Here is a 21,812-nt window from a genome sequence, read left to right as displayed (position 1 = left end):
CGGGCAGCACACACCACTGGCAGCGCAGCGCGGCTGGCAGCAGCGTCTGACGAGACGGCAGCGCCTCCCACTTCGACCGGGCAGCCAGCCCGGCCACGAGACCACGAAGATGAACCAGCATGGATGCACGAGCCGGTACACAAGAATAAGCAGAAGCCTGCAGCAGCGCGGGTGGATGGAGCGCCAGCGGAGGTTGAGGGAGCAGCGCGGGAAACTGCAGCAGCGTCTCAGCACCGGGCAGCACACACCACTGGCAGCGCAGCGCGGCGGAAGCACCGGCGCAAAGGTAACGAAACGATAAAATCAAACGGATATCCGTTTGATATCACGGGTAGGCAGGGTGACGATCCGGGGTTGTCCGGGTCGGGTCGGGACGGGTCGGGTCGGGTCGGGCCTGTACGTAGACGCCGTAAGCGGGGCAGACGTGGAGGTGGAAAGAAATGATTGATGACCTGGATAGGTGGTTGTATCTTCTTGAGTCTCGTGCGCCTTTGCTTGATGATCTTTTGATTCCTCGTTGTGGTGGAGGTCAAAGCACTGGTAAGCCTCCGGCGCGTAGAGGGTCGAAGCCTCCGCTTGTGGTTGATATTGCTGATTTGAAGAGTCGGGTGGAGGATACGCTCGGGTTCTGGTGTGGGCGCGTGGTTGCTGCATCCGAGGTCGGTGTGCCTGCTCCTGCTGTGCGTGATGCGTCGGTACGTGCGCGTTGGTTGGCGCGGCATCTTGATGTGATTCGTCGGCAGGCATGGGCGGAGATGATGGCCGAAGAGATAGCAGGTCTTGCTGCCGTGGTCGTGGAGGTGGTGGAGCCTGCTGGTGAGGAGGTGGAGCCGCCAGCGTTCGGGACGGCGAGGCAGATGCAGCGTTGGGCGCGTCACTGTGGGTGCGATGTCTCGAGAACCAAGATTCAGCGTTGGGTGCTCACAGGTGAGCTTGCGACCGAGACAACACCTGATGGGAGGCAGTTGGTGCGTCTTGCGGACGTGCTGGCGCTGGCGAGAAGATGAGATACTTTGAGTGGGCCACCCCTGGTGCTATGCTTGCGCATAGCAAGAGTTGTAGCCCCAACGCCGTACGGTGTGGGGCTTTTGTTGTAGGCGGGTGATGCAGATGGCTAGAACTGGCGATGCTCATTACCGCCGCTTGCGTGCAAGAGTCCTCGCAGGCGACGACCTGGTCTGTGCCTGGTGCAATCTACCCATCGATAAGCGTTTCAAGGCTCCGCATCCAATGAGCCCATCGGCGGACCACATCATCCCGATCGCTGCAGGCGGGCACAATCACGGTGCTCTGCAGCCGATGCACCTTGGGTGCAACAAGTCGGCGGGCGCGAAAGGGTTCAGACGAGCAGGAGTGAAGCGGAAACATGCGCGGGAATGGTGACTATCCGAGCCGGAAAGGGTGGGGGGTAACCCCTTAAGGTCCGCCTCCTCGCCTGGGGGGCGCATTGCCTCGATATCCCCCCGCACAATTGGTATATGAGCAGGTGACAGGCCCGTTTGTCACCTGATGGGGAGGTGGTCGACCTGAAAACCTGCGTCGTATGTGGACAAGGCCTGACAGGCCGCCAGCAGAAGTACTGCGGTGCAACATGCAAAAAACGCATGCAGCGCCACCCAGAGCGCTATACGAAAAACAAGCGGGGGACAACTCAAAAATCGGAAAAATACCAGGTCAAACTAAGCATTGGCGCGAAAACAGGCGATGCGAAGAAAGCCTACGAAGCACTTCGCGACCGCCTCGCCGCCGAAATCGACGACCTCACTGACCCAAAACTCCTACCAGTCTTGGCAGACAGGTTCCTCGAGACCGTCGACCGCCTCGCCACCATCAACCAAGTTCAGAAGAAGGGAAGTGCTCTCGATGACCTCAAGGAACGACGAAACCGTAGAACTAAGCGAAACACCAGCTAGCCTCGTTGGTAGCCAGCAGCCAAGCTTTCTCACGCTGCCAGCGCGCCGGGCTGTTGACCACTTCGATGCCGAGGACTCTATCGAGCTTGCAGCAGCGTTCGGGTTGGTCGCTGACCCATGGCAGGAGGGGATCGTGACCGCTGCAATGGGTGTGCGTGATGATGGTGCTTTGGCTGCAACACGGATCGGCATCTCGGTACCGCGACAGAACGGTAAGAACGGTTCACTGGAAGTCATCGAGCTAGGCCAGCTGGTGTTCCTCGGGCGTCGTATCCTGCACACTGCGCATGAGACGAAGACGAACCGGAAAGCGTTCCAGCGCATCGCTGCGTTCTTCGAGCAGCATGACGACTTGAAAACGATGGTCTCGCAAATCCGCAAGGTCAACGGGCAAGAGGCCATTTTCCTGAACAACGGCGCGTCCATCGAGTTCGTAGCGCGCTCCAAAGGCTCCGCACGCGGGTTCAGCGCTGACACGCTCGTCGTCGACGAGGCGCAGCAGCTCTCCGAGGAAGAACTCGCGGCACTGCTGCCAGTCATCTCGGCCTCGCCAAGCCCACAACAGATATTCACAGGGACACCACCCGCACCAACCGACATTCAAGGCGCTGTGTTCCGCGAAATCCACGACACAGCACATGAAGGCACCGATCCGACGCTGATGTGGGCGGAATGGTCAGCAGAACCAAACCCCGGCGAAGTCGAAGTCGACGCAGACGACGAAACCCTGTGGTTTAAAGCAAACCCAGCCCTGGGCAAGCGAATGACCATCGACGCCGTCCGCGCCGAACGAGCAGCCCTCTCGGACGCAGCATTTCGCCGCGAACGCCTCGGACTATGGGAACAGGAGCGCACCGCCCGTGTACTGCCGTTTGAGGACTGGCAGGCATGCGCCGACGCCAATATCCACGATGACGGGCAACCTGTCGCCATCGGCATTGACATCGCGCCGGGCCGTGACGCTGCGTCGATTGCAGCTTGTGGCCTGACGGTGGAGGGCCGTCCGTGGCTCGATGTGATTGAGAACCGCCGCGGTACGCCGAACTGGTTGGTGCCTCGCCTGAAAGCCATTTTGGAGAAGCAGCCAGCTCGTGCCGTGCTCATTGATGTGCTCTCGCCTGCAGGTTCGCTGATTGAGCCGTTAGAGGCCGAGGGCATCAAGGTCTCGCGTATCGGTTCAAACATCATGGCTGCGGCTGCAGGCCAACTGTTCGACGCCGTCATGTCACATGACCTGCGTCACCTTGACCAGGCACCGCTGAACTTGGCGGCGGCAGCAGCACGAAAGCGCAAGCTTGGCGACGCGTGGGCGTGGAATAGGTCGAATGAGGATGCGGACATTACCCCGCTTGTTGCGGCGACGATGGCGCTGACAGGTAGGACGTACGGGCGAGCGAAGCGCCCTGTGACTCCGAAGCGAGCGAAACGAAAGGTGGTGGTGTGGTGATGGGGCTATCGCGCGATGAACGCAAGCTCATAGAGCGCCTTGAAAACAAGCTGACCAAGCACAAACACCCCAACCGGGTACATGAGGCCTACTACGACGGCTCCTTTGCCGCGAAACTACTCAACATCTCGACGCCTGAACACATTCAACGCATGCTGCAAACCGTGTGCGGGTGGGCAGGCACAGCCGTTGATGTGATGGAGGAACGACTCGACTTCCTCGGGTTTACTGACGAGTCCCTGCTCGAAGTATTCGACGCGAACGCGCTCGACGAGGAATCAAGCCAAGTACACCTCGACGCCATGATCTACGGCATCGGCTTTGTCTCCGTGACTGCTGGCCGTGACGGCGAGCCAGCACAGCTTGTTCGAGGCCACGACGCGAAGACCACCACGGGCCTGCTCAACGCACGCACACGACGCTTCGACGCAGCCCTGACCATTACCGAAAGCAAGCAAGAGCACACAGTGGCTGAACTGTGGCTACCGGACCAGGTCATCACCATTGAGCGCAACTACGCAGCACCATGGACAGTTGTTGACCGCCAGTACCACTTACTCGGTGCTGTGCCACTCGTCCCATTCATCAACCGGGCGCGCACAGGTGCTCGCGGTGGTAAATCTGACATCACCGCAGCACTGCGACGCTACACCGACGCAGCAGTGCGCACCTTGATCTCGATGGACGTCAACCGCGAGTTCTTCTCCGTCCCCCAGCGCTATGCGATCGGGCTAGACATGGGCGATTTCGTTGGCCCAGATGGGTCACCAAGGACACCGTGGCAGATCGTCACCGGCCAGATTTGGACCACCGGCAAAGTCGACGAGACCGAACGCGAACCAAAACTCGACGAGTTTTCACCACAACCAGCAGGTCCATTCCTCGAACAAATCGAGGGACTTGCGCAACTCGCAGCAGCCGAAGCCGGGCTTCCCGGCCACTACTTCGGTCTGCGAGGTGATCAAGCAACCTCTGCTGATGCAATCCGAGCAATGGAGGCCCGCCTCGTCAAACGCGCTGAGCGCCGTCAGAAATCGTTCGGACGTGCCTGGGCGCAAGTAGGTCGACTCATCATCGCGGGACGCGACGGCCGGCCAGTCAGTGACGTCGCGCCGGGCGGTACGCGGTGGGGTAATCCTGCAACACCGACGGTCGCGGCAACGACTGACGCGATGGTCAAACAAGCGCAGGCTGGTGTTGCTCCGGCGAACTCGCGCGTGGTGTGGGACAGGTTGGGCTACACCCCGGAGGAACAGCGCATCATGGCGCAGGAGCTGGCGCAGCAGCAGGCAGCGCAGCGTATGGCGTTGTTGGCAGGTGCAGAAAATGTGCTTGGTGGTGCCACGCATGTGCCGGATGAGGCTGTGGCAGCTGCACGGGCGAATCGTCCTCAAGGAGGTGAGTGATGCCGAATCATCGCGACGATTACGCACAAACGCTTGATGGGCTGCGGATGTTGGCCCAACGAGATTTGCTGGCATGGTGGAAGCGCACCGAGGGACTGGGATTTATTGAACAGAAACGACTACTTGTTGAGCCGTTTGCAGCGATTGTCGAGGCATACGGTGCACAAGCCGCGTACGCAGCTGCCGATTACTTGTTTTTGGAGCGCTCGCTTGACGATGCCTTGCGGGGCCTGGAGTATCCACAGGTTGCCGAACCCGTGCGTTACGAGCAAGCAAGGGCTGCGTATCGCTCGGCGATGCGAGGTGGAGGCGTCATCGATGTTGCAGCACACGTGTTGGCGCTGCAGAAGCTGCAGGGGATCCTTAACCGGCTTGTGGCTGAACCAGCTCGTAGGACTGTTGAACTCGCAACTATGACAGCGGGAACGCGCTATGCGAGGGTGCCTGAGCCGGGGGCGTGCTCGTTTTGCTTGATGTTGGGTTCACGTGGGGCTGTCTACGACAAGGACACGGTGTTTGGCGAGATGGGTAAGTATCACGATAACTGTCGGTGTCTTGGCATTGAGGTAAAATCCGATGCTGATTTGCCTCGGATTAATCGGGACTTGATGGAGTTGTCGCAGACGATGAACAAGGAGTTTGGGCGCTCTGCGACGATGAATGATTGGCGGCAGTGCATTACCGCTCGCAGGCAGCAGGCAGGCAAAAACGTGGAGTGGCCTCGGCTGCAGTACTGTCGGGTCCCTCGGTATACGGGTGATGGGATGTCTACGGTGTTTCCTGGTGAGCGGTTGCCGCCGTTGGATAAGATGCCGGGACACGTCCTGTACGGGTGGCGTGATTTGAGCGACGGCGATAAGAAACGTTTAGCTAACGGTGAAACGGTTCGTGGTTGGCCTCACGATGAGTCATTGGCCGATGGCCACAGGTGGGACTCAGAGCGTAAAGGAGCGTCAAAGTTTCCCAAGGAGTGGACTGATCAACAAATAGTCGACGCTGTCAGAGATGCGCTCGAGCAGCCGAGTCATTTTCGAGCCGCTACAGTTCGACGGACCGTGTGGCGCGAGTTTGATGGATTGATTGTCAAGGCGGATTATAACGTGAGACCTGATGGTAAAATTTCTTTTAGAACTGCTTATCCAGTCGAAGGCGTACCGAAGGGGGTGGCTGAAGTTGCTAAGTGACGAGGAGAACTACCGACAGCTCGACAAGCTAATTTCGCCGTCGGTCGGAAGAGTCCTTTCTGAAGAACATCTGCGGGCGGGCGAGCCCGAGGAAGCCATCGCGACGTTGCTCGACGAAGCGTTTACAGCAGGTTGCTTAACGGATAGAGCTGTGGAGTTCATCGAAGAAAAATATGACGACGGCCCTGTCTATGAGATGCTCGAGGCTCTCCAAATGTATAAAACGAAAATAGCGCCGCCTAGTCGGTAGGTTCTCGCGCCGGGTTCGAGTCCCGGTCGGTGCACGAAACCCCAATCATTGCCCCTGGTGGGCGGGTTGGGGTTTTTCTATGCCCATTTCTTGATTCCCAGGAGGAACATTCATGGAAGACAACCAACCAACAACTGCCGAAGAGCAGACCACCGAACACGACACTGCGCCTGCAGACCAGGCCAGTGAGAAGCAGCAGGATACTTTCGACCGTGCCTACGTAGAGAAGCTGCGTAAGGAGGCCGCGAAGTACCGCAATCAGGCGAAAGAGCTTGAGCCGCTGGCGCAGAAGATGCGTGAGCTTGAGGAGTCGAAGAAGACGGACCTTGAGAAAGCGCACGAGCGTATTGCCCAACTCGAGGCTGAAAAAGCTGCGGCGAACACGCAAGCAGTGCGGGCGAAAGTCGCGGCAGCTAATGGGGTGCCTGTTGATTTGTTGCCTGCTCAAGGCGATGAAGAAGCGTTGACCTCTGCAGCGCAGGCGTTGGTTGCGTGGGCGAAGAAACAGGCCCCTGAGAAGAAGTCGATGCCGGAGTCCAACGCGGTCGGCAGCGACAGTGACATCTCGGATCGTGATGCGATTGCTCGGCAGATTCTCGGGGTGTAGACAACAACGACAAGAAAGGAAGGTAATGCTCTATGGCTACCTTGACTGAAAAGACCCTCCTGGGCGGCGATGGGGGACAGTCCCTGCTGCCGAGGACGGTTGCAAAAGAGATTTGGAAGGAAGCCACCGCCGAGGCGATCGTGCCCTCGTTGGCGAAGGCTCACCCGGTGGTGCTCGGTGACAACCTCGTCCCGGTGCTCACGAAGCGTCCTGCAGCATCCATCATTGGTGAGGGGCAGAACAAGGTCGACTCCGAATTGGAAGTCGGTGCGAAGAACATCAAGCCGATTAAGGCGGTTGTTGGCCTCGAGTTCACCATGGAGACCATTCAGAAGAACCCTGCTGGGGTCATGGACATGATGCAGGAAGAGCTTGCGGAGGCACTCGCCCGCCAGATTGACCTGGCTGCGCTGCATGGCCGCCAAGCATCCGACGGCAAGCCCCTATCAGGCAACCCGGATTTCCTGGCACAAACCACAAACGAGGTTGTGCTCACCGGCAAGGCTGACAAGGTCGACGAGGAACTGTGGGACGGCTACAACCTCGTCGTTGGCGCAGACAAACCACTCGGGTTTACCGGCTTCGCCTTTGACCCGCGACTCGTCGGCCAGCTCGCAAACGCACGCGATAAAGAGGGACGCCGAATCAACCCGGACATCCCAATGGGCGGCACGGTCACCAACTACGCCGGTCAGTCTGTCCGCGTCTCACGCAGCGTCTCCGGACAGGTCGACGAATCCAAGGACACTAACATCCGCGGCTTCGGCGGCGACTGGACCGCACTGCGCTTCGGTCGCGCCCTCGACATCGGACTCAAGCGCATCGAATACGGCGACCCGTTCGGCAACGGCGACCTCCAACGACGCAACTGCGTCGCCTACATGACCGAGTGCATCTTCGGTTGGGGAATCATCGACCTCGACGCATTCGTGCGCTACGTCGCAAAGCCAACAACGGCCAGCTCGACCGGCTAACCCCAGTAGAAAGGAGCAATCATGGCAATCACCCTGAACCCCTCCGACATCCTCGCCTTTAACAACGACCTCGACGAACACGTCGTCGAAATCCTCATCAAAGACGGACTCGCCATGGCGCGCCGGGTTGCCCCTTGCCTTGATGATCCAGACTTCGCCTACGCTGACGCCGCCGTCGCAATTATTCGCGGCGCAGTGCTGCGCTGGGCGGAATCTGGTTCGGGTGCGGTTTCATCCCAGCAGTTCACTGCAGGCCCGTTTGGCCAATCAACATCGTTTGATACCCGGCAGACGCGACGTTCGTTGTTCTTCCCGTCGGAGATTAAAGAACTTGAATCGCTCTGCTCCGACCATGGCACAGGACCAGGAGCGATCGACACCCTGCCTATACCGAAACGCAGGTGTGCCGGGTGCGACTATCTCGTTGGGTCTGTGAGCTCGCCGTGCCAGGTGTGCGGCGAAACCATGCACGCGGGGCTGATGTAGCCATGGCGTTTATCCCACTTTCGTTTCCAGTGACACGCATCCGACGCGTCGCCGGTGCCCGCGACGAGCTCGGCAACCCCGTGCAAACAGAGACGAAGACAACCATCAATGTGGCAGGCTGGGCAGTCCCACGCACCGACGAGCCAAAGCTTGCAGGCCACAACCGCGAAACCGTTGACGTTGAACTCATCGCACCGACTGGAGCATTCCAGCCAACCGATGCAGTCCTGCTGCCTGATCGCAGCCAAGTCCTCGAAGTCATCGGTGAACCAGAAAACTACGAGCACAACCCGTTCGGCTTCGCGCCGGGCGTGGAGATTGTGAACCTGAAAGGGGTGACGTGATGCCGTGGTGCATTGTTGACACGCCTGGTGACCAAGACCAGGTGGAGTGTGAATCGTTGTCGTTTGATGGCGGTTCGCTGATTCTGTTCAGTGATGCCACTCGCCAGGCGCCAAAGGTTGCCTACGGACCGGGTGGATGGCTTCGGTGGAGGTGGCGAGATGGCAGTGTTCAAGCCGAATCGCAAAGCGTATCGTGAGCTGCTGGCTTCTGAGGGGGCTGCGAGGCTGGTGTCTTTGAAAGGCGAGGCACTTGCTGCCGAGGCTGGTGATGGGTTTGAAACCAACACCCAGCTTGGCAAGGTGCGCCAGCGCGCAATTGTGCGCCCCGAGACGTGGTCAGCGATTCACCGCAACGGTCGGGAAAACACGCTCGTGCGGGTGCTCGGATGAATGGGGTGGCGGCCCAGGCGGTCGCAGTTCAAGCGATTCAGGAAGCACTGGCAGTGCCAGCCTCGACCAGATTCCCACCAAAGCAGATGCGTCCACGTGAGTTTGTCGTGGTCTCTCGCATTGGTGGTGGGGCAGATGACTGGGCATTGAAAACGCCCCGGTTTCTCATCGAGTGCTACGGGCTCTCAGAGTCAGACGCTGAACGTCTGGCGGATCGTGTGTGGGAGACGTGGTCAGCGCTTCGTGCGCCTGCCCCGATTTCGAGTGGGTACGCCGACAATAACCTGACCAGGTATGACAACCCGGACACTGAACATGTCCGGTTCCAATTCACGGGCGGACTACGGCTTCGCCGCTAACCCGACCGTACCTTTCAAGGCCCGGCCCAATGACCTTGTAAAGGAGAAAAAGCAATGGCTGTAAACATCAATAACGCTTTCGTAGGTGCCCCACCGATTGATGGCGGTGTCTACTTCAACGCGCCTGTTGGCACCAAGCTGCCAGCATCCGCAGAAGAAAAGTTGGATAAGGCGTTCATCGACCACGGCGCTATCGGACCAGACGGCTTTAACGTCCAGCCGACTCGCAACTCCGATTCGGAGAAGATGTTCGGCGGTGGCGAATGGGTTGACCTGCAGACAGACTTCACCGAGGAAGTCACCCTCACGCTGCTCGAGGACGATAACGAGGGCGTGATCGGATCCATCTTCGGCGAAGACAACGTCGTGATCAAGCCCGGCGAGCAGGGAACCGCGAAGACGATTTACCACACGAAGAAGCGTCTTCCGATTAAGTCCCACGTGCTCAAGGCCGTCGACGGCGACAAGCTCAAGACGTATGTCATTCCTCGTGGTCGTATCACCACGGCGGAGAAGACGGCAGATGTGCACACCGCATCGACGAAGTACAACATCACCATCAAGGCGTTCCCGTACACGCTCAATGACGCCAACGGTGAGCGCGAGGTGTACGTCGTGGAGTACCGCGATGATGGCCGTCCTACAGAAAGCGGCAAGAACGCGAACCAAGCTGGTGCCGGTACTGAAGAGCACCAGTAGGGCGCATCCCTGGGCGGAGCAGCAGGGATTACAAATCACTGCTCCCAAGTCTCACCCGGCAATCGTGCGGATATTCATATCCCAGGGCCGGGCCGATTCGCACCCCCTTGCCGGGTGGGTTCAAACGTTATCGGCCCAGCCCAACACTCGTAAAGAAAGGCCTGGCTCATGGCATTCAAGATTGAAGCGAAGTTCGACAACATCGAATTTGAAATCCCAAACTCTAAGCGAAATGACACGGTGGTCATCGCGGTTCCCCCGATCGACTGCATGGTGCCTGCTGACATTAAGAAAATCAACGTCGGCTTGGACAAGCTCAACAAGTCCGAGGACGTGCTCGACGTCGACAAGCCGAAGAACAACGCACTGATTCTGGTGCGGGAAATGCTCAAGTACTACAACCCCAAGGCAGCAACTGCCATCGACGGGCTCATGGCTCGCGAACTGCAGCAGATCAACACCGTCTGGGCTGACGAATCGGAGGCCAGCTTGGGGGAATCTTCGCCGTCCACCGACGAATCTTCCGAAACCGGAAAGTAGCTGATGCGTTGCGTGTGGACTTGCTCGCCATGGGCAGAAGCCTTGACGAGCTTGGACACACGCTTGGGTGGGCGGACATCATCGCGTTCCTCGCACACGCCCCAGCAACCTCGCACGTCTGGCAGGCAGAGCACCCAGAGCAAGCCAGGCAATTGCAATGGCTCGAAGAGCTTTCCTCTCCGCAATCAATACTTCTCGGCGAAATCGCGGGCCAACTCGAAGCGTGGCGCTACGCGTCAGTCGGCGCGATGCCACCGGAGAAATCCATCATCGCGCGACTCGCCAGCAGAGTCATCGAGACCACACCGAAGACAGCACCCACGCAGCAGCCCGCGCAACCCAAGGCACCCAAGGCGCAACAGCGAACCGCCAGTGAAATCAGAGCCTTGGTCACCAAGAAATACACCTGACCACTAAGGAGGCATGATGGCCGAGCTAGGCGTTGGCTACATATCGATTGTCCCAGAGACCAACCGGATCACCCCAGAAATCTCCCGCGCGCTCAACGCTGCAGAGGCTACCGCGTCGAAGCATGGCGCATCGATGGGTTCCAAACTCGCATCCGGAGTTGGCAAGACCCTCAAAATCGGGGCTGGCGCAGCAGGCGTCGCCGCCGGTGGCGCGGTTGCAGCAGGGCTTACGAAAGGCTTCGGGCGACTGAAAGCCATTGAGGGCGCAGAAGCCAAGCTCACCGGCCTGGGCAACTCTGCAACCCAAGTCGCCGCGATTATGGACAACGCCAACGCTGCCGTCAAGGGCACCGCTTACGGCCTCGACGCTGCAGCAACCACAGCCGCCATGGCCGTCGCCTCCGGCATCAAACCAGGCAAAGAGCTTGAACAAGTGCTGACCACCGTGGCAGATACAGCAGGCATCGCCGGGGACTCCATGGACGCAATGGGCGCAATCTTCGGCTCAGTCGCAGCCCGAGGCAAACTCCAAGGCGACGACCTGATGCAGCTGACAAGCCGCGGTATTCCAGTCCTCCAACTGCTCGGCGACGAGCTCGGCAAAACAGCCGCCGAAGTCTCCGACATGGTCTCGAAAGGCGAAATCGACTTCGCCACCTTCGAACGCGCCATGCGCGCCGGGGTGGGCGGTGCTGCGAAAGAGGCCGGTAAAACGTTTTCCGGTGCTTTCGCGAATATGGGTGCTGCTGCTAGCCGTATTGGCGCGACGGTGTTGAAGCCTTTTCTCGGGCTCGCGGTCGGTGGCTTCGGCGACGTCACCACCGCGTTGGACGCATTTCATGAACGCATCAAGCCAGTCGCTGCTGGCGTTGGCAACCTGCTGCAGACACAGGTGGTTCCAGCACTTGAGTCCGCGAAATCTGCCGTCACTGAGTTCTTAGCCTCGTCGCAGTTCCAGACGTTCGGCGCGTCTGTGCAGGCGACCGTCGGGGTTGTTGTCGACACCGTGCAGTCCTTGGTTCCAGTGGCGATGAACGCAGGCAAGGCGTTAGCAAATGTTGCTCCATCGTTAGCTGGTGCTGCTTGGACGACGTTTGCCGGTGCTGTGAGTGCTGCTGGTACTGCGGTGCAGACTGTTGCAGGTCCGCTCGGTGCGGTTGCAGGGTTGTTGTCGAAGCACCCAGCCCTGGTGACGACTGCTGTTGGTGCGTGGGCTGCGTTTAAGACCGTTCCATCTGTTGCGCAGAAGTTCTCGGGCGTCCTCGAGGGGCTTAACCTGCGTGTTGGTGGCATGCGTGAGCAGTTCAATACGGTTACCCCGTATGCGAACAAGCTGCGTGAATCAATCGCGTCGAGTGGTGAGGAAATCTCACGGTTTGATGCTCGCATGATCGCGATGGGAGATACGGGCACCGGTGTCGCGCAAAAGATGGCGCAAGCCTATGTACGTGTCTCGACGCCGATGAAGGAGTTTTCTGCAGGCCAAAAGGAGCTGGCAGGCGTAGCGAAAGTCGCCGCGCTTGAGGCAAGCTCCGGGTGGGATGCTGCGGACCGTATCATCGCACAGGCTGGCCATGGCGTCTCGGCAACTGTGACCAACATGGCCGGCACTGTTTCCGGTGTTGGCGTTGCCGCGTTTACGGGCATGAAGTCTGCCGTCGGTGGCGTGGTGACTGCGCTTGGTGGGCCTTGGGGTATCGCGATGATGGCCGCGACTGCAGGGTTTACAGCGATTAGCTCTGCGAACGCGAAGGCGAAAACTGCCTCCGAGCAGTACGCCAGCGCGATGTCTTCTGCGTCAGATGTCAACCGCGAGTTTACGGCTGCAGTGCTTGGATCCACAGGTGCATTGTCTGAGCAGGCGCAGGAAATGGCGGCGAAGGTCGTCGATACGTCGATGGCGTCGCTCAAGGCGTTTCAAACGCAGGTCGACGGGTTTGTCTACCGGGTGCCTGAGCCGGATTCGACTGCGTTTACTGAGGCGATTGCCGAGATGGCACTTGGTGTCGATTGGCAAAACAAGTCAATGGCGAACGGCTCGTTGAGCTTCATGAAGTACAAGGACGCGGTTCAAGAGGTCAACGAAGCCAACGAGCAGATGGGCGAGTACCTCGAGAAGTCCGGGCATTCTGTCGAGGACCTTTCGAAGATCGTCGCCGATGGCGGGCCGGAGTACGAAGCGCTTGTGCAGCACATGCGTGGGCTTGGTGACGGTGGGCAGTTTATCGCTGACCAGTTGGTGAAGTCTCGTGAGGAACTTGACCTGATGGTCGAGGCTGCACAGCGTGTTGACCCGGCCATGGTGCAGGCGTCGCAGGCGATTGATGTCTTGTCCGATTCTGCAGCATCTGGGCAGGACAAGCTCTCGGCGTTGCACTCGTTGCTGCAGTCGATGGGGCTGGCGCCGAAAGATGCCGAGCAGGCCATGATGGACGCTGCAGCGTCCGTTGATGAGATTGTCGAAGCCGCAGCAAAGGCAGCACGCCCTGTTGAGCAGCTTGGCGACGCGCTCTTCGGCGCGAACGGCAAACTCGAACCGACGAACGAGTCAGCGCGTGCGCTCAATGAGCGTCTGAACTCGATGGTCGATGACTTGAAGAATGTCGCGACCAATGGCGGTGACGTCCAAGAAGCGATGGACGGCATGGCCCCGGCTATTGCCGCTACAGCCAATGAGTTCAACCTCTCCGAGCAGAAGGTCCGCGAGCTCATTGCCGCCTATGGCGGGGTGCCTGAAATCCTCGAAACCGGAGTCGCGCTCGATGGGGCAGGCGAAGCCGCTCAACAGATCGGCGAAGTGTGGGCAGCGCTTGAGAACATGAGGAACGAGGGTCGCACGACCATCGAAATCGGTGCTGTTGGCGAGCAGGCGAAAGCCGTCATGACTGAGCTTGACGTCAAATGGACCGAGACAGTCGGCCCTGATGGAAAGAAGAACGTCCGCATCGAGGCCGCCGACGATGACGCGATCGCGAAGATTCAGCGCGTCACACAGATGGCAGCAGAGCTAGGCGACAAGATCGCCGAGCCGAAAATCCTGCTCAACACCACGCAACTCGACGCAGATTCAGGGCGTGCTAAGCAGATTCTCGATGCGCTTGCGCTCGAAAATCCATCACCGCAAGCCCAGCTGATTATCGACCAGCTGCAGAACAACCAGCAGATTGCGCTCGGCGACCTCGCTTACCTCGCCGGGCAATCAAGCGTGCCTACCGCTGACCTCGACAAGGCGTTGCTTGACGCTGGCATCCAGGTCTCTCGCAATGACCTGGGGGCATTGGAACAGGTCCAAACAAAGCCGAAGATTGAGGTGGATAACAAGCCTGCAAAACGCGGCATTGACGAAGCACGGTCGTGGCTTGACGGGTTGAAAGACAAAATCATCAACATTCGCACCCGCCATACCAACACTGCTGCGGACGGTCTGATCAACACCACCAGCTCGCACCGATTCATGGCCGACGGCGCAACAGGACGCCTGTCTACCCAGCAGGCCCAAATCGCGCCGGGCGGTCGGTGGATCACGTGGGCGGAGGATGAAACACACGGTGAGTCGTTCATTCCGCACGCGATGTCGAAGCGGAAGCGTTCAACGCAGATTCTCGCTGAGACTGCATCGATCTTCGGCCTTGGCCTTGTGGATGCAGCTGGCAATGAAGTCCGCCGCGATGGATCCTCTGTCGCACCAACGTCGCGATCGTACCGTGCAGATGGGGCAGTCACCCCTGGGCAATTGCTCGAATTTTTCAAAGGCAAGCAGGTCAATGGGCAACAGGCGAGTCGCTCACTCCAGGGCGCTCCATATGACTTTGGCGGCTCAAACTGGGGTGACTGCTCGTCGACCCAGGGACAAGGAGCACTCTTCGCTGCTGGGAAACCGGCAACGAATGGGCGGTTCATGTCCACGGCAAACGCCATCTCCCAGCTCAAGTCCATCGGGTTCAAACCCGGCCTTGGCACAGGACCACGCTATGCGATCGGCCTGTTCAATGGCGGACCCTGGGGTGGTCATACCTCCGGGACCATCTATTTCGGTGATGGTGACTCCGTCAACGTGGAAATGGGCGGTGGCGCAGGCGGGCAGGGCAAGATCGGTGGTGCTGCTGCAGGCGCATCGCACGCACAGTACACAGACCATGCGTATTTGCCTCTCTCAGCGCTCGGCGGCAAGGAAAGTGATGATGACATCGCATCAACAAGTGTCGATGGCGTTTCACTCAAATCCGGTAGGTCAGTGTCCTGGGGTGCAGCGCAGTCGCTGTTTGACCAAGCAAAGAAGTACCAGAAGTACGGCGATGTGTGGCAACACTGGAACGTCAAAGAGATGGGCGCCCAGATTGCCGGCATGTTTTCTGGCGCACTCTCGAAGGTGCCAAAGTTCGACGTTGGCGGTCGCTGGCCAACAGGCTCACTGGGGCGCAATGAATCCACCAAGGACGAAATCGTGCTCACCAACAGCCAGTGGCGCGACATGTCACGAATCGCAACGGCCTTGCCTCCAGCAGGAGCGCAAATGGTCACGGCAGCCAGGGAGTTTTCCGCAGGAATCGCCACAGCACAAAAACAGCTCGTAGTACAGGGCCGCGGCTTCGGCGGCGGCTTCCTCGCAACCGCCGAGATTGTGCGCGACGCCGAAGAAGCACTGCACGACACCCGCGCCAACATCGCGACACAGGCTGACAACATCGCAGAAGCAGAACGCGATGTGGCGGAGGCACGAAAAGCACTTCGAGATGCAGAGAAAGACGGCGGTGGCCTGACAACAGCACAGCGCCGCAAGCTCGTCGACGCCGAAGAAGCGTTGGGCAAGGCGCGCCGGGACGGCAAGCCTGACAAGATTGCTGCTGCTGAGAAGCGGTTGGCGAGGGCACGTGAAGATACCGATGAAGCGTTGGCCAAGTCGAAGGACAAAAACGCTGCCCAGGTGCGAAAAGCGCAAGACCGGTTGAATAAGGCGGAGGACAAGCTTCGCGAGTCCCGCTTGAATCATCGAGAAGCGATAGAGGATCTGCAGGCGGCGGAGCGGACTGCGACGGCGGCACGGTTTCAGGCAGCGTCGGAGCTTTCAGTGCGTCTTGGTGAGCAGTTTCAGCACACGTTCCAGGCGATTAGTGGTCTGTTCGATGAGTTCGGTCGCTTGGCCGGCATTGTTGATGAGACACGACAGGCGGTATCGAAGCTGCAGATGCAGCAGCGTCTTGACCAGCTTGGGTTGATCAAGGCGCAAAGCGATTACCGCCTCGCGGTTGCGGACACTGACCGCCAACGACACCGCGGTGCAATCAGCATCGCCCAGGCGGAGGCAGACCTCGAGCAGGCCCGCAAGGATGCGAACAAGGTCGGCTTGTCTTCTGTCGAAGCGATGAAGGGGGCGATGAACCGGTTCTACGAAACCGGCAAGTTCTCCATCGCGGACCTCACCTCTACGCAAATCGAGGAGTCGAAAGAGGTACGCGCTGCTCTGTGGGGTGTCACGATCGCACAGAAGCAAAACGCGGTGGACCAGCTCGAGGCGCAGCGCAAGCAAGAAATTGCGGCGCTGGCAGTCGCACAGGCGACGCTCGACCAGGTGAAAACAGCTGGCCTGCTGCGCATCCAGACTGATTTGCTGATGAAGCAAACAGCTGAGCTCAACGGCATGACCAAGAATCAGGCCAGGGGCGCAGCTAAGGGCATGGGTGGTGTCGGCAAGGTCGGCAGTGGCGTCGGCAAGATTTTCGGTGCTGTTCTAGCCGGACTTGCAGGCTTCGCTGTCGGTGGACCATTGGGTGCTGCTGCAGCAGCAGCCCCGTTGCTGATCGGTGGCATTAAAGACACCGCCCAGGGCTCCATCGACATTCGCGACAACCGTCCCGAACTCGATGAGGCCTGGAAGCAGATGAAGACCGGGGAGAAAGCCACGCTCGTAGGTGGTGCACTCCTTGGTGCTGCTGCTTCCGGTGTTGGTGGAGCAGTCGGCGGGGCTGGCGGGGCCATGGCGGGTGCCGGAATCGGAGACGCGCTTGTCGACGCCTCCATTGGCAGCTTGCAGTACTCGATCGGATCCAAGATTGAAGCATCACAGCGCAGAGCAGATGACGAGATCGAACAGCTCAACCGTGAAGTACTGCGTAACCAAAACAACCTCGACGCGAAGAAGCTCCAGGACGAAATCAGCTACCAGGAGCGCCATGATCGCGCGGCGGCAGACCTCGAGTGGGCAAAAATGATGCAGCAATCAGTGACCGCCCCAACCGAGAAACTTGCCGACGCGTTCAAGCAGGCTGCTGCTGAGGAAAAGGCCAGAGCTGAACGGCATCACGACGCCTCCACGCAGCTGACGAAGCAGACCAACAATCTGCTCAACACCGATGCAACCACCCAGCAGCAAATCCTCACCACGCTCAAAGCAGTGCAGGAAAAGCTGCAGCAACAACCCAAATCACAACTGACTGGCCTGGCATACGCCAGCACCATCTAGAAAGGAGGACCCATGAACCGCTACAGCCTCACCATGACCGATTGGAAAGGCACCGACTGGGACTTCACCAACGATTGGGCGGCAGGCATCAAAGCCGGAGGCATCGACGGACTTATCGGCACCATGGACACCACGACCGCCACACCCCTTGCAACTCCAGGACAAACCGCGCTCTCGCAGCGCGCCGGGGTCATGACAGGGGCACTGACGTTTCTGTGTCGCGCAGCTGGTGGCCGGGATGCAGGAGAGGTTGCTGCAGCGCTGCGCGCGGCCTTTTCACCGCTCGCGCATCAACGGTCGCTGTTGAAGCTTTCCACGCCTGCCGGGGACATGGTGTTGTGGGTGCGCCTCGGCGAGGGCATGGCAGCCCCGACACAAGACCCATCGTGGTCCGAAGTCGTCCTCGATGTGCGCATACCGCTCGTCGCCGATGACGGTGTGTGGTGGACCATGCCCCAGCAGGGGACAGGCACCGTCACCATCACCAACGACGGAGATGTGCCAGTCGCACCCACTATTACCTGGTCGGGTGCTGGTGGGGTTGTCAAGGTGCCTTCCGGCGCGATGTTTCAGCTGCCTGCCGTCACCTCGCAGCACACGCTTGTTTTGCAGAAGATTCCAAAAATCACTGCAAACAACGAACCTGCTGCACCAGAAGTCACGCACGCCTTGCGCGCAATCCCTATCGAGCTTGTGCCTCCGGGAGCCACCAGACAATTTCACGTGCCACCGGGGGCCACAATCCAGTGGAAGAAAGGAGTACTCGACCCATGGAGATAACCGACTGGGAACAGCACCGCAAACACCGGACCGCCGTCGTAGAGGATGAAGAGCAATACGTCGGGCTGTTCGACGAAGCCTGCCAGCCACTTATGGACTGCCCGCCAGTGCTCTCACCCCTGGAAGCTCCGCAGCGACGAAACGTCGTCACAAGCTTCCAAGCAACATTCGCAATCATGGACCAAGGCGCTGTGCATCCGATCGTTGACGAGCTCGTCGCTGGCGGCGCCACCGTCGACCACGAGGGAAAACTCGTCGGTGTTGCAAACAAAACCCGCTTCATTGTGGTGGAGCGGCACAACTACCGGCGTGCATTCCGCATCACCCACGTCGTGGAGTCAGGCGACTGGCAGCACCCCCACTCCCTGGAGGTGCACGGAGTAGACATCCTCGCAGAACTCGACCGACATGTCGCATGGTCCGCCCCCACAACCATCACGGGGGAATTCACCCGCTTTGAGCGAGACTGGGTAGGACCAGAAGGAGTTGCCGCCACATGGAGCAAACCACGTGACCTTCAAGACATGAAGATGATTACCACCGCAGACGGCGTCACCCTCGGAGACGCACGCAGAGAAGACGAAGCGACCGCTGAGAAAGTCATTCGGAAACTGATCACACGATCGCTAGAAACCTCATGGCGCGCAACCGGCATCCGGCACATCATCGAAAACCCGCCGATCGTCGTCTCGCCATACGGCTCAACACTGCCATCACCCAATGTGCTGATCCGACCCGCTGACGGCAAACTCCTGGAAACCGTCGCCCCAATCGCCGACGCAGCAGGCGTGTGCATCACAGCCAGCCTCTGGCTACCAGGAGACCCACCCGCGCCGGGCCTGGACCTTTCCCACCCAACCATCGTCATTGATGTGCGACAAGTTACGGAGGTGAACCAATGAACCAAGAAATAGTGCTCATCGCCGACGGCGGCGACGTGACCGTAGGACGCGAACGCGCAACACTGGTGTACGGAGAATTTAATGTTGTCCTGCCAGAGGGCGCAGAACAAGTCGAGCGTGACGACCGCATCAAAGACGGCTACATTTATCGACCGTCCGAGACCATCGCACGTTTCGACGTCGGTTTCGCTCGAGCGGACGCCACTATCGACCTCGAATTACAAATCTCCGACCTTGAAACCGTCGTGGATACTGCCCAGCGCCAGATCGCGGGGGACACTTTCTTCGAGCGTGACATCACCACAGTTGGACTCCGTGGGTACACCCCGGGCGAGGATTTCCAAGTTGGTGACATTGTCACAGTCGAACTTCGAGGTCGCCGATTCCGCCTTCCAGTCACCGAAATCTCCATGGTCTCCTCCGACGACCAAGGGATCGGAGGATGGCGCGTCCACGTCGGCGGTCTGCTCATCTCCGACGCCGATGCGCTTCGCCGACAGTCGCAGGACCTCCGAAGACAGGTCGCCAACGATAAGCGCGCCCTCACACGCCGAGTCGCAGGGGCAAGCAAAGCAGCGTCGGCGGCGAAGACAACAGCGTCCGAGGCGAAAACAACAGCCAATGAGGCTCTTTCGGCGGTCAATGATGCCGAGGGAGTGATTCGGACAGCGTTGGATGGTGCTGCTGCAGCGGAGGAAAAGGGACGTGGGTATGCGCAAGAGGCTTACGAATCCTACGGTAAAGCGCAGTCGGCGTATGAGAGTGCGTTGACGGCGCTTGATGAGGTGACGCGGCTTGTCGGTGAGTCGGATGAGATTCTGGATAAGAACGACGCCATTTTTGACAGCGTAAAAGCACTGCATGGCCAGGTGAAGGAGCTTCACCGGCAGATGGCGGTGGCGTCGGCACAGCTACGGGGGTTGTTGGGGTCGGCTTCGGCGCATTCGGCGTTGTCGGCGCAGCACGAGGTGTTAGCGCGTGAGCATGTGGCACGTGCGGAGGAGATCCGTGCAGAGATTTTGCCGTTGGTGGAGCAGGCACAGGACGCTATCGAAACGGGTAAACAGCATGTTGCTGATGCGTATAGCCACGCTAAGGATGCGCGCCAGGCACATTCGGATGCGCAGAAGCAGGCGAAGTTAGCCAAGGAAGAGGCTGACCGTGCGATACAAGCGCTGGACGATGCCAAGGACGCGAAATCAGACGCTGATGCTGCTGCGCAGTCAGCGAAGACGAAGCTTGACGAGTTGAATGTGTTGGCTGAGGAGGCAGGGGAAACCCTGTCGAAGATCGACGCGGCGCAGAACGAGATTCTGGCTATGCATCAGACGGTGATTGCGAAGCATGGTGAGGTGATTGATGCGCATGATGAGGCGATTCGTGCGGTGGCGAATGGCGTGCGTGCTGCTGGCGCTGCTGCCGGATCTGCGTCGATGGGGGCGATGTACGCCCAGCTGACGGCGGAGGACGCGGCGCGGGCGGCTGATTCCGCGTTGGAAGTCGGCAGGTTAAACACCGAGGCGATTGAGCTACTGGAGGAGGTGCAGGGAGAGCATTCGCAGGCGATGACTGACCTTGCTGATGCACAAACCGAGTTGCGTAAGGCGACTGACGATTTGATTGAGGCGGGCAAAGTCCAGGATGGGATTAATGCTGATTTGCGGGAGGCGCAGAAGCTGCTGGAGGAGTCGCAGGCTGGTTTGACGCAAATTACGGAGAATTTGCAAGAGTCGGATCGTCTGCAGAATCAAGCAATCCGTGCGGTTGGTGCTGCTGCTGGGTTTGCTGCGCAGACGGGTATGCACGCGGCGCAGACTGGTGAGCGTGCTGCGAAAGCTGCGGAATCGGCGTTGGAAGCGAACCAGCTAAATGGGGAAGCGATTAAGGAGCTGCGTTTAGCGACGTTGACTACGAAGTGGGGTGTTGAGCGGAATGAGTTGTTGACTGAGGCGTATAGGCCACACAAGCTCATCCTTGGAGGGCAACAAGCTACAGGTGGTGCCTCTGTTGGGGTTGCAATTGATGAATCTAATTTCATTCAGAGTGTCCGGAGGTTGAGCCGCGAGCCAGGGATTGAGATTGTCGTCAACACGGCGGGGAACACTTTCTGGCCCGGAGGACTCATCGTGCTGAACATACAAAGAGGGACCGTCGCCGGTGAGGATAATTCGATTCTCATCAAGGCGCATGCGTTCGACAGCGGAACCAATACTTTAGGAGTTCCTGCGGGGGTGACGAAAGACGGTAAACCGCGCGAGATTATCAGGGTTTTCGGTGTGTATATGCCTGGTGAGCTGATGCCGAAATACCGCAAAGAGCTCGACGCTTTGGATGCGAAGTACCGCGGCCTTGGGCTTGAAATCTAACCAAACACAAAGGGGCACCTGGTGTCCCTTTTCCATCTGTAAGGAGGAAAAATGACAACAGCAATCGATTTCGTCATGCCCTATGGTGTGACAGTAGAAGGCGATGGGTCGTGGTACCCGAAAATCGTCGGTGACCACCCCATGAAGAACACGTCCTCATCACTGAACGTGGTGCCCGGCCCGTGCCGGGTGTCTGCGTCATGGGACGGTGAAACCGGAGCGGATGTAGTGCTTACGACTGGTGGTGAGGTGAAACGAGTCGCGCATATCCCTGCTAAAGATCAACGGGGGGGGG

General features: G+C 59.1%; 22 protein-coding genes. 21 read left to right on the top strand and 1 reads right to left on the bottom strand.

The window, feature by feature from the left end; all coding sequences use genetic code 11:
* On the bottom strand, positions 1–307 hold a 307-nt coding region (locus tag HMPREF3170_RS11900), incomplete at its 3' end, for a hypothetical protein (protein WP_246814905.1).
* Positions 308–578: 271 nt separating this feature from the next.
* Here HMPREF3170_RS11900 and HMPREF3170_RS03620 point away from each other — a divergent pair.
* The 21 genes from HMPREF3170_RS03620 to HMPREF3170_RS11660 form a co-directional block, all read left to right on the top strand.
* Complete coding sequence (locus HMPREF3170_RS03620; RefSeq protein WP_141742185.1) at positions 579–1,007, top strand: MerR family transcriptional regulator; 429 nt, start codon at positions 579–581, stop codon at positions 1,005–1,007.
* 103 nt (positions 1,008–1,110) lie between these two features.
* On the top strand, positions 1,111–1,383 hold the full coding sequence (locus HMPREF3170_RS11515; protein WP_141742184.1) for an HNH endonuclease: 273 nt from the start codon (positions 1,111–1,113) through the stop codon (positions 1,381–1,383).
* Between the two features lie 221 nt (positions 1,384–1,604).
* Positions 1,605–1,913, top strand: coding sequence for a BAR domain-containing protein (locus HMPREF3170_RS03615; RefSeq protein WP_070477875.1), 309 nt, complete (start codon positions 1,605–1,607; stop codon positions 1,911–1,913).
* Positions 1,864–3,360 carry a terminase TerL endonuclease subunit gene (locus HMPREF3170_RS03610; RefSeq protein WP_070477873.1) on the top strand — a complete coding sequence of 499 codons (1,497 nt, stop codon included), beginning with the start codon at positions 1,864–1,866 and terminating at the stop codon, positions 3,358–3,360. Before HMPREF3170_RS03615 ends, HMPREF3170_RS03610 begins: the two co-directional genes overlap by 50 nt.
* Positions 3,360–4,766, top strand: coding sequence for a phage portal protein (locus HMPREF3170_RS03605; RefSeq protein WP_070477871.1), 1,407 nt, complete (start codon positions 3,360–3,362; stop codon positions 4,764–4,766). Before HMPREF3170_RS03610 ends, HMPREF3170_RS03605 begins: the two co-directional genes overlap by 1 nt.
* On the top strand, positions 4,766–5,950 hold the full coding sequence (locus HMPREF3170_RS11510; protein ID WP_141742183.1) for a VG15 protein: 1,185 nt from the start codon (positions 4,766–4,768) through the stop codon (positions 5,948–5,950). Before HMPREF3170_RS03605 ends, HMPREF3170_RS11510 begins: the two co-directional genes overlap by 1 nt.
* On the top strand, positions 5,940–6,200 hold the full coding sequence (locus tag HMPREF3170_RS03595; protein WP_070477869.1) for a hypothetical protein: 261 nt from the start codon (positions 5,940–5,942) through the stop codon (positions 6,198–6,200). The genes HMPREF3170_RS11510 and HMPREF3170_RS03595 overlap by 11 nt, the downstream gene beginning before the upstream one ends.
* A gap of 112 nt (positions 6,201–6,312) precedes the next feature.
* Positions 6,313–6,807, top strand: a complete 495-nt coding sequence (locus HMPREF3170_RS03590) for a hypothetical protein (protein WP_070477867.1) — start codon at positions 6,313–6,315, stop codon at positions 6,805–6,807.
* A gap of 32 nt (positions 6,808–6,839) precedes the next feature.
* Positions 6,840–7,781 carry a phage major capsid protein gene (locus HMPREF3170_RS03585; RefSeq protein ID WP_070477865.1) on the top strand — a complete coding sequence of 314 codons (942 nt, stop codon included), beginning with the start codon at positions 6,840–6,842 and terminating at the stop codon, positions 7,779–7,781.
* A 21-nt stretch (positions 7,782–7,802) separates the two neighbouring features.
* Positions 7,803–8,267 carry a hypothetical protein gene (locus HMPREF3170_RS03580; protein ID WP_070477862.1) on the top strand — a complete coding sequence of 155 codons (465 nt, stop codon included), beginning with the start codon at positions 7,803–7,805 and terminating at the stop codon, positions 8,265–8,267.
* 29 nt (positions 8,268–8,296) lie between these two features.
* The gene (locus HMPREF3170_RS03575; RefSeq protein WP_246814904.1) at positions 8,297–8,611 is read left to right on the top strand and encodes a hypothetical protein; all 315 of its coding nucleotides are present in this window, start codon (positions 8,297–8,299) and stop codon (positions 8,609–8,611) included.
* 159 nt (positions 8,612–8,770) lie between these two features.
* Positions 8,771–9,001 carry a hypothetical protein gene (locus tag HMPREF3170_RS11665; RefSeq protein WP_070477860.1) on the top strand — a complete coding sequence of 77 codons (231 nt, stop codon included), beginning with the start codon at positions 8,771–8,773 and terminating at the stop codon, positions 8,999–9,001.
* The gene (locus HMPREF3170_RS03565) at positions 8,998–9,360 is read left to right on the top strand and encodes a hypothetical protein (protein WP_070477858.1); all 363 of its coding nucleotides are present in this window, start codon (positions 8,998–9,000) and stop codon (positions 9,358–9,360) included. The genes HMPREF3170_RS11665 and HMPREF3170_RS03565 overlap by 4 nt, the downstream gene beginning before the upstream one ends.
* A gap of 54 nt (positions 9,361–9,414) precedes the next feature.
* The gene (locus HMPREF3170_RS03560; RefSeq protein ID WP_070477856.1) at positions 9,415–10,059 is read left to right on the top strand and encodes a hypothetical protein; all 645 of its coding nucleotides are present in this window, start codon (positions 9,415–9,417) and stop codon (positions 10,057–10,059) included.
* A 168-nt stretch (positions 10,060–10,227) separates the two neighbouring features.
* Positions 10,228–10,599: a hypothetical protein gene (locus tag HMPREF3170_RS03555; RefSeq protein ID WP_070477854.1), complete on the top strand. Its 372-nt coding sequence runs from the start codon at positions 10,228–10,230 to the stop codon at positions 10,597–10,599.
* A gap of 29 nt (positions 10,600–10,628) precedes the next feature.
* Positions 10,629–11,009 carry a hypothetical protein gene (locus HMPREF3170_RS03550; protein WP_141742181.1) on the top strand — a complete coding sequence of 127 codons (381 nt, stop codon included), beginning with the start codon at positions 10,629–10,631 and terminating at the stop codon, positions 11,007–11,009.
* 13 nt (positions 11,010–11,022) lie between these two features.
* Positions 11,023–17,469, top strand: coding sequence for a tape measure protein (locus HMPREF3170_RS03545; protein WP_083290840.1), 6,447 nt, complete (start codon positions 11,023–11,025; stop codon positions 17,467–17,469).
* Positions 17,470–17,481: 12 nt separating this feature from the next.
* Complete coding sequence (locus HMPREF3170_RS03540) at positions 17,482–18,249, top strand: hypothetical protein (protein ID WP_070477848.1); 768 nt, start codon at positions 17,482–17,484, stop codon at positions 18,247–18,249.
* Positions 18,240–19,151 (top strand): hypothetical protein, encoded by a 912-nt coding sequence (locus HMPREF3170_RS03535; protein ID WP_070477846.1) that lies wholly within the window; start codon positions 18,240–18,242, stop codon positions 19,149–19,151. The genes HMPREF3170_RS03540 and HMPREF3170_RS03535 overlap by 10 nt, the downstream gene beginning before the upstream one ends.
* On the top strand, positions 19,148–21,517 hold the full coding sequence (locus HMPREF3170_RS03530) for a coiled-coil domain-containing protein (protein WP_070477844.1): 2,370 nt from the start codon (positions 19,148–19,150) through the stop codon (positions 21,515–21,517). The genes HMPREF3170_RS03535 and HMPREF3170_RS03530 overlap by 4 nt, the downstream gene beginning before the upstream one ends.
* 51 nt (positions 21,518–21,568) lie before the next feature.
* On the top strand, positions 21,569–21,812 hold a 244-nt coding region (locus tag HMPREF3170_RS11660; protein ID WP_168161611.1), incomplete at its 3' end, for a hypothetical protein.

Origin of the sequence: Corynebacterium sp. HMSC08D02 (assembly GCF_001807505.1) — a bacterium.
GTDB classification, from domain to species: Bacteria; Actinomycetota; Actinomycetes; order Mycobacteriales; family Mycobacteriaceae; genus Corynebacterium; species Corynebacterium pseudogenitalium.
Note: the sequence above shows the minus strand (reverse complement) of the source record. Positions and strands in the feature narration are given on the sequence as shown.

Excerpts from the sequence above, each read along its gene's own strand:
- HMPREF3170_RS03585 (WP_070477865.1), top strand. The coding sequence starts at position 6,840 with ATGGCTACCTTGACTGAAAAGACCCTCCTGGGCGGCGATGGGGGACAG.
- HMPREF3170_RS03605 (WP_070477871.1), top strand. The coding sequence starts at position 3,360 with ATGGGGCTATCGCGCGATGAACGCAAGCTCATAGAGCGCCTTGAAAAC.
- HMPREF3170_RS11510 (WP_141742183.1), top strand. The coding sequence starts at position 4,766 with ATGCCGAATCATCGCGACGATTACGCACAAACGCTTGATGGGCTGCGG.
- HMPREF3170_RS11515 (WP_141742184.1), top strand. The coding sequence starts at position 1,111 with ATGGCTAGAACTGGCGATGCTCATTACCGCCGCTTGCGTGCAAGAGTC.
- HMPREF3170_RS03565 (WP_070477858.1), top strand. The coding sequence starts at position 8,998 with ATGAATGGGGTGGCGGCCCAGGCGGTCGCAGTTCAAGCGATTCAGGAA.
- HMPREF3170_RS03545 (WP_083290840.1), top strand. The coding sequence starts at position 11,023 with ATGATGGCCGAGCTAGGCGTTGGCTACATATCGATTGTCCCAGAGACC.
- HMPREF3170_RS11665 (WP_070477860.1), top strand. The coding sequence starts at position 8,771 with ATGGCAGTGTTCAAGCCGAATCGCAAAGCGTATCGTGAGCTGCTGGCT.
- HMPREF3170_RS03590 (WP_070477867.1), top strand. The coding sequence starts at position 6,313 with ATGGAAGACAACCAACCAACAACTGCCGAAGAGCAGACCACCGAACAC.
- HMPREF3170_RS03535 (WP_070477846.1), top strand. The coding sequence starts at position 18,240 with ATGGAGATAACCGACTGGGAACAGCACCGCAAACACCGGACCGCCGTC.
- HMPREF3170_RS03610 (WP_070477873.1), top strand. The coding sequence starts at position 1,864 with ATGACCTCAAGGAACGACGAAACCGTAGAACTAAGCGAAACACCAGCT.
- HMPREF3170_RS03580 (WP_070477862.1), top strand. The coding sequence starts at position 7,803 with ATGGCAATCACCCTGAACCCCTCCGACATCCTCGCCTTTAACAACGAC.
- HMPREF3170_RS03540 (WP_070477848.1), top strand. The coding sequence starts at position 17,482 with ATGAACCGCTACAGCCTCACCATGACCGATTGGAAAGGCACCGACTGG.
- HMPREF3170_RS03615 (WP_070477875.1), top strand. The coding sequence starts at position 1,605 with ATGCAGCGCCACCCAGAGCGCTATACGAAAAACAAGCGGGGGACAACT.
- HMPREF3170_RS03555 (WP_070477854.1), top strand. The coding sequence starts at position 10,228 with ATGGCATTCAAGATTGAAGCGAAGTTCGACAACATCGAATTTGAAATC.
- HMPREF3170_RS03560 (WP_070477856.1), top strand. The coding sequence starts at position 9,415 with ATGGCTGTAAACATCAATAACGCTTTCGTAGGTGCCCCACCGATTGAT.
- HMPREF3170_RS03530 (WP_070477844.1), top strand. The coding sequence starts at position 19,148 with ATGAACCAAGAAATAGTGCTCATCGCCGACGGCGGCGACGTGACCGTA.
- HMPREF3170_RS03550 (WP_141742181.1), top strand. The coding sequence starts at position 10,629 with ATGGGCAGAAGCCTTGACGAGCTTGGACACACGCTTGGGTGGGCGGAC.